Source organism: Streptomyces sp. NPDC005866 (assembly GCF_040629895.1).
GTDB lineage: Bacteria > Actinomycetota > Actinomycetes > Streptomycetales > Streptomycetaceae > Streptomyces.
Genome location: NZ_JBEXWP010000007.1, coordinates 83358 through 95366, shown reverse-complemented (window position 1 = coordinate 95366; position 12009 = coordinate 83358). Strand labels below are relative to the sequence as shown.

The 12009-nt window shown below is 70.5% G+C and carries 12 protein-coding genes; 7 read left to right on the top strand and 5 right to left on the bottom strand.

The window, feature by feature from the left end; genetic code table 11:
• Positions 1 to 14 precede the first annotated feature (14 nt).
• Both ABZ396_RS12890 and ABZ396_RS12885 read right to left on the bottom strand, forming a co-directional pair.
• Positions 15 to 215, bottom strand: a complete 201-nt coding sequence (locus ABZ396_RS12890) for a DUF1918 domain-containing protein (RefSeq protein ID WP_358915241.1) — start codon at positions 213 to 215, stop codon at positions 15 to 17.
• A gap of 13 nt (positions 216 to 228) precedes the next feature.
• Positions 229 to 1155 (bottom strand): DMT family transporter, encoded by a 927-nt coding sequence (locus ABZ396_RS12885; RefSeq protein ID WP_358915240.1) that lies wholly within the window; start codon positions 1153 to 1155, stop codon positions 229 to 231.
• Between ABZ396_RS12885 and ABZ396_RS12880 the strand changes: the two genes are divergently transcribed.
• The 3 genes from ABZ396_RS12880 to ABZ396_RS12870 all read left to right on the top strand — a co-directional run bounded on the left by ABZ396_RS12880 (position 1154) and on the right by ABZ396_RS12870 (position 3840).
• Complete coding sequence (locus tag ABZ396_RS12880; protein ID WP_358915238.1) at positions 1154 to 2599, top strand: PLP-dependent aminotransferase family protein; 1446 nt, start codon at positions 1154 to 1156, stop codon at positions 2597 to 2599. The two genes, ABZ396_RS12885 and ABZ396_RS12880, sit on opposite strands and share 2 nt — an antisense overlap.
• Before the next feature lie 84 nt (positions 2600 to 2683).
• Positions 2684 to 3130 carry a GNAT family N-acetyltransferase gene (locus ABZ396_RS12875; protein ID WP_358915236.1) on the top strand — a complete coding sequence of 149 codons (447 nt, stop codon included), beginning with the start codon at positions 2684 to 2686 and terminating at the stop codon, positions 3128 to 3130.
• 116 nt (positions 3131 to 3246) lie between these two features.
• A complete protein-coding gene (locus ABZ396_RS12870; protein WP_358915234.1) occupies positions 3247 to 3840 on the top strand; it encodes a histidine phosphatase family protein in 594 nt (197 codons plus the stop codon).
• Here the strand turns inward: ABZ396_RS12870 and ABZ396_RS12865 are convergent.
• Complete coding sequence (locus tag ABZ396_RS12865) at positions 3822 to 4265, bottom strand: DUF6314 family protein (protein ID WP_358915575.1); 444 nt, start codon at positions 4263 to 4265, stop codon at positions 3822 to 3824. The two genes, ABZ396_RS12870 and ABZ396_RS12865, sit on opposite strands and share 19 nt — an antisense overlap.
• Before the next feature lie 2 nt (positions 4266 to 4267).
• Positions 4268 to 4504, bottom strand: coding sequence for a hypothetical protein (locus tag ABZ396_RS12860; RefSeq protein ID WP_358915232.1), 237 nt, complete (start codon positions 4502 to 4504; stop codon positions 4268 to 4270).
• A 177-nt stretch (positions 4505 to 4681) separates the two neighbouring features.
• On the opposite strand from ABZ396_RS12860, the gene ABZ396_RS12855 reads away from it, so the two are divergent.
• The gene (locus tag ABZ396_RS12855; RefSeq protein ID WP_358915230.1) at positions 4682 to 7168 is read left to right on the top strand and encodes an alpha-L-arabinofuranosidase C-terminal domain-containing protein; all 2487 of its coding nucleotides are present in this window, start codon (positions 4682 to 4684) and stop codon (positions 7166 to 7168) included.
• Here ABZ396_RS12855 and ABZ396_RS12850 read toward each other — a convergent pair.
• Positions 7155 to 7589 (bottom strand): carboxymuconolactone decarboxylase family protein, encoded by a 435-nt coding sequence (locus tag ABZ396_RS12850; RefSeq protein ID WP_358915228.1) that lies wholly within the window; start codon positions 7587 to 7589, stop codon positions 7155 to 7157. The genes ABZ396_RS12855 and ABZ396_RS12850 overlap by 14 nt on opposite strands.
• A gap of 441 nt (positions 7590 to 8030) precedes the next feature.
• Between ABZ396_RS12850 and ABZ396_RS12845 the strand changes: the two genes are divergently transcribed.
• From ABZ396_RS12845 to ABZ396_RS12835, 3 genes are read left to right on the top strand one after another with little or no spacing between them, the layout of a single operon-like run.
• Positions 8031 to 10577 carry a YfhO family protein gene (locus ABZ396_RS12845; protein ID WP_358915226.1) on the top strand — a complete coding sequence of 849 codons (2547 nt, stop codon included), beginning with the start codon at positions 8031 to 8033 and terminating at the stop codon, positions 10575 to 10577.
• Positions 10578 to 10600: 23 nt separating this feature from the next.
• A complete protein-coding gene (locus tag ABZ396_RS12840) occupies positions 10601 to 11575 on the top strand; it encodes a glycosyltransferase family 2 protein (RefSeq protein WP_358915224.1) in 975 nt (324 codons plus the stop codon).
• The gene (locus ABZ396_RS12835) at positions 11575 to 11988 is read left to right on the top strand and encodes a GtrA family protein (RefSeq protein WP_358915222.1); all 414 of its coding nucleotides are present in this window, start codon (positions 11575 to 11577) and stop codon (positions 11986 to 11988) included. Before ABZ396_RS12840 ends, ABZ396_RS12835 begins: the two co-directional genes overlap by 1 nt.
• Positions 11989 to 12009 lie beyond the last annotated feature (21 nt).

Genomic DNA, 12009 nt, shown 5'->3' with positions numbered 1-12009 from the left:
CCCGTCGTCGCGGACTACTGACGCTGTTGGGTCTCCCGGTGCTTGACCTGGCAGTCGGGACCGGGGGACATGATGGCCTCGTGGCCGTCCTGGAAGCGGACCCGGTAGGGCGGGTTGCCCTCGGGGCCCAGCACCTGGACGACTTCCGAGACATGGTCGTGCTGTCCGACCACCCTGCCGTGCTGGACAAGCTGGTCGCCCTTGGATGCATGCATCTCCAGGGCCTCCTCACGATCGCGATCGTTGGGTGACGGCGATGCACACGAGCACGGCGGCGGCCGTGAGTGGAGCGGCCGCGCTGAGATGCTCGCCGAGCAGCAGTACCGACCACACCAGTGTGAGCAGGGGCTGCGCCAACTGCAACTGGCTGGCCTTGGGAATGCCGACGGCCGCCATGCCCCGGTACCAGACGACCAGACCGAGGAACTGCGAGCCCGCCGCCACCCACAGCACACCGGCCACACCGTGCGCGTTCCACACCACCGGTTCGTACGACAGCGCGACCACGGCGGCCGGCACGGTCAGCGGCAGGCAGCACACCAGCGCCCAGCCGATGACCTGCCAGCCCGGCATGGTGCGGGCCAGCCGGCCGCCCTCGGTGTACCCGGCCGCGCACACCACCAGCGCCGCGAAGAGACAGCCGTCGGCGGTCGTGAGTGCCCCGCCGCTCTGGGCGACCGTGAACGTCAGCACGGCCGCCGCGCCCGCGAGGGCCGCCGCCCAGAAGGTGCGGGAGGGGCGCACCCCCGTGCGCAGGGCCGAGAAGAGGGCGGTGGTCAGCGGGAGCAGGCCCACCACGACGGCCGCGTGCGAGGTGGTGGAGGTCTCCAGGGCGAGCGTGGTCAGCATCGGGAAGCCGAGCACCACTCCGGCCGCGACGACCGCCAGCCCCGCCCAGTGCCGGCGCTCGGGCAGTCGTACCCGAAGGAACAGCAGACAAGCGCCCGCCATGGCCGCCGCGAGCACGCTGCGCACCGCCACCAGCGCCCAGGGTCCGAAGCCCTCCAGGCCCCAGGCGGTGGCCGGGAAGGTGAGGGAGAAGGCGACGACACCGAGCGCGGCCTGCAGGGTGCCGGCCCGGTGGGAGGCGGGGGCGGCCGGGGGTATGCCGACCGCTATCGAACTCGGCTCAGTAGCGCTACTCTGTGCTCTCATGCAAGAGCGTAGCAGCGTGCTTGAACTGGCGGAACAGCTGCGGCGAGACCTCGACCGCTACTCACCCGGAGGAAAGCTCCCGTCCAGCCGGGCGCTGGTGGAGCGGTTCCGGGTGAGCCCGGTGACCGTCTCGCGGGCACTGGCCCAGCTGGTGGTGGAGGGTCTGGTCGTCACCCGGCCCGGCTCCGGCGCCTTCAAGGCCAGGCCGCGCCCCACGGTCGAGCCCGCCGGGGACACCTCCTGGCAGGAGGTGGCGCTCAGCGCCGACGGCGCCCTCGACGTGGTACCGCGCACGGTCGACGCGTCCGGGGTCACCGTCTGTCTCGCCGCCCCGCCGCCCGGCGTGCTGGAACTCAGCGGCGGCTATCTCCACGCCTCCCTGGAACCCGAGCGCGCGATGGCGGCGGCACTGGCGAGGGCCGGCCGCCGGCCCGGCGCCTGGGGGCGGCCGCCACTCGACGGGCTGCCGGAACTGTGCGAGTGGTTCGCGCGGGGCATCGGCGGCGCGGTCACCGCCGCCGAGGTGCTGATCGCGAACGGTGGCCAGTCCGCCCTGGCCACCGCCCTGCGCGCGCTCGCCCCGCCCGGCGCCCCGGTCCTCGTCGAGTCCCCCACCTACCCCGGCATGCTCGCCATCGCCCGCGCCGCTGGACTGCGTCCGGTCCCGGTCCCGGTCGACCCCGACGGAGTGCGACCCGCCCTCCTCGCCGACGCGTTCCGCGCCACGGGCGCCCGGGTCTTCGTCTGCCAGCCGCTCTTCCAGAACCCGACCGGCGCCGTCCTCGCCCCCGACCGCCGCACCGAGGTGGTGCGCATCGCCCGCGAGGCCGGCGCGTTCGTGATCGAGGACGACTACGTACGGCGGCTGGGCCACGCCGACGCGGGCCCCCTGCCCCGCCCGCTCGCGGCCGACGACCCCGACGGAGTCGTGGTCCACGTCGGCTCGCTGACGAAGGCCACCTCGCCGAGCTTCCGGGTGGCCGCTCTGGCCGCCCGCGGCCCGGTCCTGGAACGCCTGCGCGCCATCCAGATCGTCGACACCTTCTTCGTCCCCCGTCCCCTCCAGGAGGCCGCCCTCGAACTCGTCGGCTCCCCGGCCTGGCCCCGCCATCTGCGCGCCCTGACGGCCGAGTTGAAGACCCGCCGCGACACCCTCACCGGCGCCCTCGCCCATCACGTCCCCGAACTCGCCCTCCCGCACATCCCCTCCGGCGGTTACCACCTCTGGCTCCGGCTCCCCGACGGCGTCGACGACGGGACCCTGACCGCCGCCGCCCTCCGCGCGGGCGTCGCCGTCACCCCCGGCCGCCCCTACTTCAGCGCCGAAGCTCCGGCCGCCCACATCCGCCTGAGCTTCGCGGCGGTCGCGGGCGCGGCGGAGATCCTGGAGGGGGTACGGCGGCTGCGGGCGGCGTGCGACGAGGTGCTGCGGCCCGGCCCCTGAAGTCCGGCCCCGGAATCCGACCGCTGAAATGCGGCCCCTGAAATCCGATCGACGCCGGCGCGGCCGACCGGCGAGGATCGCCCCGTGAGCGACGCACCCAGCCTCCCCGAGGCCTACGAGTTCTCCGCCGACACCGAGCGTGTGGACGTCGACCGCGTCCACCGCTGGCTGTCGACCGACGCCTACTGGGCGACCGGCCGCCCGCTGGAGCAGCACCGGCTGGCGATGGCGGGGTCCCTCAACTTCGGGGTGTACGACAGCGTCACCGGGGAGCAGGTGGCCTACGCGCGCGTGGTGACCGACCAGGCGCTGTTCGCCTGGCTCGCCGACGTGTACGTCGACCCGTCGGTGCGCGGCAAAGGGGTCGGCACGGCGATGGTCGGTGCGATCCGCGAGCACCTGCGGCCGTACGGAGTGCGGCGCGTGCTGCTCGCCACCCACGACGCCCACGGGGTCTACGAGAGGCTCGGATTTGCCCCGCTCGAACACCCGGACCAGTGGATGGCGCTCTACTACGAGTCGCCGAAGTGACATTCCGGTTGACTTGTCGGACACCTCCTGACCATTGGGTAACATTTCCTCCGCCCCGGACAACTCGCAGCCCACGAGCCCTTGACCTGCGCACTTGAGCGTCACACCATCGCCGCATGTCACTTCGGGTCACGTTCGTCGCAGCCGCGCGCAGCTCACCGCTGCTCGCGGAGCGCTTCGAGGACGCCCGCCCGCTGGACCAGGCGGGCTGGGACGAGGTGCAGCGGGTCGGCGCCGAGCTGCTGCCGCTCGCGGCGGCCGAGCTGCGCTACTGCTCGCCGACCCCGCGCAGCCGCGCGACCGGCGAGGGCCTGGGATACGCCCCGCTGGTCCAGCTCGCCCTGCGCGACTGCGACATGGGCCGCTGGCGCGGGCTCACGCTGGGCGAGGCGATGGCCAGGGAGCCGGACCAGGTGGACGCCTGGCTCGCCGACCCGCGCGCCACCCCGCACGGCGGCGAGTCGCTGCTGTCGTTCATCTCCCGGGTCGGCGGCTGGCTCGACACCCGCCCGGTGGACGACGGCGGCCGTATCGTCGCCGTCGCCGAGCCCTCGGTGATCCGCGCCGCCCTCGTCTACGCCCTCAAGGCGCCGCCGTCGACCTACTGGAACATCGACGTACGCCCGCTGTCGACGACCACGGTGACGGGTCGCGCCGGGCGCTGGAACCTGCGGTTCGACGTGTCGCCGGCTCAGGCCTCGCGTACGTAGTCGGTGGTGAGGACCAGGTCCTTGGCCGGACCCCCCACCCGCCACACCGTCCGCCAGTGGTCGGCGTCCCGGACGGTGAACTCGCCCCGGTAGAGGTCGGCCGCGCACGGGTGGTCGGCGACATACCGCCCCGACGTCAGGTCCAGGTCGTGGAAGGGCCGCCCGTCGGCGAACCGCACGTCCGCCGTCCCCGGCCGCGGCCCCGGCAGGAACCGCAGCGTCCGCTCGGCGGGCCGCGCCACCCCCTGCCAGGTGAACGTCCCCGACTCCTCGTGCAGCAGCCCGCCCCCGTCCAGCGCCCGGAACACCGTGGCCCCCTGGAACGCCCCTTCGTCCCCGCTCACCAGATCCAGCACCCTCCGGTCGACACGCCACCGCCCGGCCAGATGCGCCAGCACATCCGCCACCGGCCAGAAATCGCCCATGGTCATGTCTTCTTCGGGCGGGGAGAGCCGGTCGGTGCCTTGCGCTCGGCCTGCTGCCGGATCTCGTAGTGGGCGGCATGACCGGTCGCCCGGAACGCCTCCTCGTACGCGGCGAGCGCCCCGCCCAGCCCGCCACCCGCCGCGCCCCGCCGCCGGATGTACCGGGCCGGCCAAGCGAGAGCCGCGAGGACGACACCGAATGCGGCGAGCACGATCAGGTACGGCAGCAACGTGTGCATGCCCCGACTTTACGCCCGGCGTGGCGGACGGCCCGGGGCCGGCCGACGTCCGCCCCATTGACGCGCTCATGCCCTGTACATATCTTGCCGTTCGAAGTGCTGACAGCTGTCCGATATTTCGAACCTGATTGAACCTGGTCGATCCAGATCAACTCCTTCACGAGCCGCGGAGTATCCATGTCACGCACCACCCGCACCCGGCTGAGACTCGGCCTCGGGGCAAGCGCTTTCCTGCTTGCCGTCGGCCTTGTCCCGGCCCTCGCCCACGCCGAGGACATCACCGACTACGCGATCACCGCCGACCCGACGGCCCAGGGCGCCGCGATCGACAAGACGATGTACGGCGTCTTCTTCGAGGACATCAACCGCGCCGCCGACGGCGGCCTGTACGCCGAGCTGGTCCAGAACCGGTCCTTCGAGTACACGACCGACGACAACAAGTCGTACACCCCGCTCACCGCCTGGACGGTCACCGGCACCGCCCAGGTCGTCAACGACTCCGGGCGCCTCGCCGACCGCAACCGCGACTATCTCTCCCTGTCCGCCGGTTCGGCCGTCACCAACTCCGGCTACAACACCGGAATCCGGGTCGAGGGCGGCAAGAAGTACGACTTCTCGGTCTGGGCCCGCGCGGAAGGCCGTACGACCCTGACCGTCAGCCTGTCGGACTCCGGCGGCACGCTCGCCACCGCACGCCAGGTGGGCGTGAAGAAGAACGGCTGGGCCAGGTACCGGGCGACCCTCACCGCGACCCGCACCAGCTCCACCGGGCGTCTCACCGTGGCGGCTTCGGACGCCGCCGCGCTCGACATGGTCTCCCTCTTCCCGCGCGACACCTACAAGCACGAGCCCAACGGCCTGCGCAAGGACCTCGCCGAGAAGATCGCCGCCCTGCACCCGGGCTTCGTCCGCTTCCCCGGCGGCTGCCTGGTCAACACCGGCTCGATGCAGGACTACAGCGCGGCCTCCGGCTACCAGCGCAAGCGGTCGTACCAGTGGAAGGACACCGTCGGGCCGGTCGAGACCCGGGCCACCAACGCCAACTTCTGGGGTTACAACCAGAGTTACGGCCTCGGCTACTACGAGTACTTCCGCTTCGCCGAGGACATCGGCGCCATGCCGCTGCCCGTCGTACCGGCCCTGGTGACCGGCTGCGGCCAGAACAAGGCCGTCGTCGACGACGCGCTGCTCAAGCGGCACATCCAGGACACCCTCGACCTCATCGAGTTCGCCAACGGACCGGCGACCGGCGAGTGGGGCAGGAAGCGGGCCGAGATGGGCCATCCCAAGCCCTTCCACCTCACCCACATCGAGGTCGGCAACGAGGAGAACCTCCCCAACGAGTTCTTCGTCCGGTTCCAGCAGTTCCGGGCCGCGATCCAGGCCGAGTACCCGTACATGCGGGTCATCTCCAACTCCGGCCCGGACGACTCCGGTACGACCTTCGACACGGCCTGGCAGCTCAACAAGGACGCCAAGGTCGACATGGTCGACGAGCACTACTACAACAGCCCGCAGTGGTTCCTGCAGAACAACGACCGCTACGACTCCTACGACAGAAGCGGGCCGAAGGTCTTCGTCGGCGAGTACGCCTCCGGCGGCAACGCCTTCAAGAACGGCCTCGCCGAGGCGGCCTACATGACCGGCCTTGAGCGCAACGCGGACGTCGTCGAACTCGCCTCCTACGCCCCGCTGTTCGCCAACGAGGACTACGTCCAGTGGCGCCCTGACCTGGTGTGGTTCAACAACCACACCTCCTGGGGCTCGGCGAACTACGAGGTCCAGAAGCTCTTCATGAACAACGTCGGCGACCGGTTCGTCCCGTCCACCGCCACCGGCACGCCCTCCCTGCTCGCCCCGATCACCGGCGCCGTCGGTCTGTCGACCTGGAACACCAGTGCCGCGTACGACGACGTCAAGGTGACGGACGCCGAGGGGAACACGCTGCTCAACGACGACTTCTCCGGTGACGCGTCGCGGTGGACCCACACCGGCACCGGCAGCTGGACCGTCCAGGACGGGCAGTACGTCGAGACCTCGGACACCGCCGAGAACACCATGGTCTCCGCCGGTGACCCCTCCTGGCACGACTACGACCTGCATGTGAAGGCCGTCAAGAAGTCAGGCAAGGAGGGCTTCCTCGTCGCCTTCGGCGTCAAGGACACCGGTAACTACTACTGGTGGAACATCGGCGGCTGGAACAACACCCAGAGCGCGGTCGAGCAGGCCGTGGACGGCGGCAAGTCGACGCTGATCGCCAAGGCGGGGTCGGTGGAGACCGGCAGGGCCTACGACGTCGACATCAAGGTGCGGGGCCGGAAGGTCACCCTCTACCTCGACGGGCAGGAGTGGGGCAGCTTCACCGACGACAGGCCGGCCGAGCCGTTCCGGCAGGTGGTCACCGAGGACAGGAAGACCGGCGACCTGATCGTCAAGGTCGTCAACGCCCAGTCCTCGGCCGCCCGTACGGCCATCGACCTCGGCGGCGCCAAGGTGGCCGGGAAGGCCGAGGTGACCACGCTCGCGGCAGCGCCGGACGCGGTGAACACCGAGACGTCCACCGCGGTCGCCCCGGTCACGTCCACCTTCACCCCAGTCGCCGACAGGTTCACGTACACTTTCGCGGCGAACTCCGTCACCTTCCTGCGGATCAGGCAGAAGTAGCCTCCTGCGTGGGCTGCTGCCCCACCGGCAGCAGCCCACGCTCGGCGAAGACCTTCCTGGCGACCAGGGTCGCGTTGAGCGCCTTGGGGAAACCGCAGTACCCGGCGGAGTGCAGCAGCGCCTCGACGATCTCCTCGGGCCTGAGACCCGCGTTGAGGGAGAAGTTGATGTGCACCTCCAGCTGGGGCTCGCAGCCGCCCAGCGCGGTGAGCATGCCCAGAGTCACCAGCTGCCGGTCGCGCGGTGCAAGTTCGGGCCGGGAGTAGATCTCGCCGAAGCCCCAGGAGACCACCTGGTGGCCGAGCTCGGGGCTGATGTCGGCAAGGGCGTCGAGGACCGCCGGCCCGGTGCCGCCGTCGACCTGACCCAGGACCTCAAGACCGCGGGCGAAACGCTCTTCACGGCTGGTGCTCTCACTCATGGTTCTTCCGTTCTCCTCCGAAATGGTCACGACAAGAACGCTAGGAGTTCGAGCGCGCTCCAGGTCAAGCCGGGTCCGTGCAGCGGAAAGCCCTCGTGCACGGACGTACCGGGATCAAGCCGGCCGAACGCGTCCATCGCGCGGGGACAGGCTGGTCATAGGTCAGTTAACCTGCAAAACATCTGTCTGAAATCCTCAGTTTCCTTTGAATTCGCGAATTCTTTCCCGAGTCGCACGCGGATTCGGAATTCGACTGACTACTTCACAGACGAGGTACAACCATCAGGGACCTCTACCCGTCTAAGTCGGCGAAACACCGACCTGCGGGGAGTAACAACCCCCGTTTTTCTCTGGGGGCCGCACAGAATGAATCGCACGACCCTGACCGGGCACGAACAGGGGGTGAAACCGGTGGGGGGCGAAGAACGGGAGACCGGACCCGTGCGACGGCTGAACGCCGATCCGCGACGGGCGGCCGCCCTGCTCGCGGCGCTCCTCACCACCGTGGCGTTCTGCGCGGCCGACATGGTGGCCCGCAGCTATCCCTTCGGCTCCCACACCCGCAGCGTCAACGACCTCGGCAACCAGTACGTGCCCTTCCACGCGCACCTGTGGGACCTGCTGCACGGCAGGGCCGACGGCGGGATCGTCTTCAACTGGCAGTCCGGCTACGGCTCCAGCTTCCTGCCGGACATCGGCACCTATGTCAGCAGCCCGTTCGCCCTGCTGGTCGCGGTGTTCCCGCGCGACGAGATCGACCTCGCGGTGTACACGATCACCGTGCTGAAGACGGCCACCGCCGGCGCCGCCATGGCCTGGCTGCTGCTCAGCCTGCGCAGCGGCCGCTGGTGGGCGGCCGGCGTCCTGGGCGCCTCCTACGCCCTGTGCGGCTGGAGCCTCGCCCTCGCCTCGTTCAACCCGATGTGGCTCGACGGGCTGATCGCGCTGCCGCTGCTCTGCCTGGTCGGAGAGTGGGCCATGGCAGGCCGGCGCCCGCTGCCCAGTGTGCTGATCGTGGCGCTCGCCTGGACCGCCAACTTCTACACCGCCTACATGGCCACCCTCGGCGCCGCCCTGGTGCTGCTGCTCCGGCTGGTGCTCGCCGAGCTGCCGTGGCGGCGCGCACTGGCCGTGGCCGGCCGGGCCGTGGCCATCGTCGGGCTCGGGATCGGTCTGGCCGCGCCGCTGGTGATCGTCGTCTACTCCGGCACCAAGCACGCCTACCCCGGCCGTGAGGGCCACTTCACCCCGGTCGCGGCCGACGACCTGCTCGCCCGGCTGCTGCCGACCACCTACAGCTACAGCTCCCCGGCCCTCTACGTCGGCGTCACCGCGCTGGTGCTCGCCCTGGCCCTGCCCTTCCACCGGAAGGTCCCGGCCCGGGTGCGGGCGGGCTGGACCGTTCTGGTGCTCGCGGTCGCCCTCTCCCTCCAGTGGGCGCCGACCAGCCTGGCCTGGCACGCCTTCGCCGCCCCGAACGGCAGCTCCTACCGGCAGGCGTTCGTACTCTGCGCCCTGCTGGTCATAGCGGCTTGGCATGCCCTTGCCTACGGGCTCCCGGACCGGCGCGCCCTGGGCGCGGCCACCGTGCTCCTGCTCCTGATCGCCGCCGTCGCGAGCCGCAGCGCCCTGACCCAGCGGCACTCCCACCACACCTGGCCGGTGGTGCTGCTCGCGGTCGCCGGGACGCTCGGCGGGCTCGCGCTCCTGAGCCTCAGGAACGGCCGGCCCGTGCTGGCCGGACTCGCCGCCGTGCTGCTGATCGGCGCCCAGTTCGGCGAGGCCGCCGCCACCTCCGCCGTGGCCACTCATGTGCGCCTCAGCCAGATGGACGACTACGCGCCGTGGGGAGACCGTCAGCAGCGGGAGGCGGACGCCGTCGCCCAGGCCGACGCCTGGCCGGACTACCGCACCGAACCCGGCCGCAACCAGACCGTCGCCAACGACCCGATGATGGTCGGCGGCCAGGGCTCCCAGTACTACAGCAGCCTCACCTCCGACGTCCTCAGCCGCACCCTCACCGCCCTCGGCGACGGCTGGACCTCGCGCGGCCGCAGCCTGCAGAGCCTCGACAACCCCGTCACCGACGCGGTCTTCTCAGTGGGCGCCCGGGTGCACAACCCGCCGGACCCGCACCAGAAGTGGCTGCCCCAGGGCGGCGGCCCGGCGACCGTCACCCGCGAGGACGTCCCACCGCTGGTGACCGTGCGGCCGCCCGCCGCGCACACGACCCCCGCCGACTTCGGCCCCTCGCCGTACCGCAACCAGGAACTGCTGCTCGGCACCCGCGTCTATACCCTGCCCCGCACCACCCTCAGCGGTGAGCAGAAGGGCGACGAGACGCGAGGGCTGCTGGTCGACGGACCGCAGACGCTCACCGCGCGGTGCCGGGCCGGAAGCGAGGCGTTCCTGTGGGCCCCGCACTACTCCGGCACGGCACAACTCGCCGGCGGTGGCGAGCAGCAGCTCTACCGGTCCGACGCCGAGGGCGCGCAGATCGCCGCGATGCAGCCGCTCGGCACGGTACGCACCTCGGGGCCGGTGCGGATCGACCTGAAGCCCAACCGGCTGAGCCGCGTTCCGGCGCAGGGTGCGGTCGGCTGCCTCGACACCGCCGAACTGCGCAGCGCCGTACAGCACTTGAAGTCCACCGGCGCGACCGAGGTGACCGTCTCCGACGGCACCCTGCACGCCGAACTGCCCGCCGGCAGCAAGGGAACCGCCGTCGTGGCCGTTCCGCGGATCGCCGGCTGGCGCTGCTCCGCCGGTGGCGACGAGGTCGCGGCGGGCGAGTTCCACGGCCTGATCGCCGTCCCGCTGAACGGCTCCGCCACCAGCCTCACCTGCACGTTCCACCCACCCGGCCTGCGTCTGGGCACAGCCGTCGGCGGCTCCTCGCTGCTGACCCTGATCCTGCTCGGCACCGTCCGGGCCGTACGCCGCAGAACCGCCGCCCGCTCCGGCGAGCGCACCACCGCCGCTCACTGACCCGTCCCCAGGGGGAGAGACCCATGCTGATATCGATCGTCGCGCCCTGCTACAACGAGGAAGACGTCATCGAGCGCTTCCACGAGCAGGTCCAGCGGATCGCCAACGAACTGCTGCCGCTCGGCCACGACATGGAGTTCGTGTACGTCGACGACGGCAGCCGCGACAAGACGCTCACCCTCCTCAGCCAGATCGCCGACGGCGACTCGCGCGTCCGGTACGTCTCCTTCAGCCGTAACTTCGGCAAGGAAAGCGCCCTGCTCGCCGGCCTGAAGCACGCCACCGGTGACTCCGTGATCGTCATGGACGCCGACCTCCAGCACCCGCCGTCGCTCATCAAGCGCATGGTCGAACTGCGCGGCGAGGGCTACGACCAGGTCATCGCCAAGCGCACCCGGCAGGGCGACCGCTTCACCCGCACCGTCACCGCCCGCCTCTACTACCGGCTCATCAACCGGCTCGTCGATGTCGAACTCGTCGACGGCGTGGGCGACTTCCGGCTGATGTCGCGCCGGGTGGTCGACGCGGTCGTGAACCTCACCGAGTACAACCGGTTCTCCAAGGGCCTGTTCGCCTGGGTCGGCTTCCCCAGCACCACCTTCGAGTACGAGAACGCGGTGCGCGAACACGGCACCACCTCCTGGTCGTTCCGCAGCCTGCTCAACTACGGCCTCGACGGGCTGCTCTCCTTCAACAACCGCCCGCTGCGCGCCGCGCTCTACCTCGGCCTGACCCTGCTGGCCCTCGCCGGCGTGTACACGGCGTGGATCGTGGGCGGAGCGATGATCCACGGCGTCCAGACCCCCGGTTATGTCACCATCATCACAGCCGTCACCGCCCTGGCCGGCGTACAGATGATCATGCTCGGGGTCATCGGCGAGTACACCGGCCGGATCTACTACGAGGTCAAGGGGCGCCCGCACTTCCTGGTGAAGGCGACGAACGTGGACCGAACGGAAGACCGCACCCGCGGCACGACGAAGGACCTCATCCCCTGATGCAGAACGCCCTGTCGACCACCGGACCCACCCGCCCGATATCGGGGCAGATCATCACTTTCGCGCTGATCGGGGTCATCAACACGGCGACGTACTACGGCCTCTACCTGCTGTTCCTGATGTATTTGCCGTACCTCGCCGCGCACATTCTCGCGTTCCTGCTGAGCATGATCGGTTCGTTTTTTCTCAATGCGAAGTTCACTTACCGCATACGCCCCACCTGGCGGAAATTCCTACTGTTCCCACTGACCAACGCGACGAATTTCGTGATCACCACGGTTGGGGTGTATGTGATCGTCGACGTTCTGCATGCGGGGAGTCGCTTCGCGCCGTTGATCGCCTCGGCGGCGGCCATCCCGGTCACCTTCGTCGTGTCGCGCTGGGTGATGCTGCCGAAGGTGGAGGCCGCGTAGGATTGCATGCAGCGTTGCATA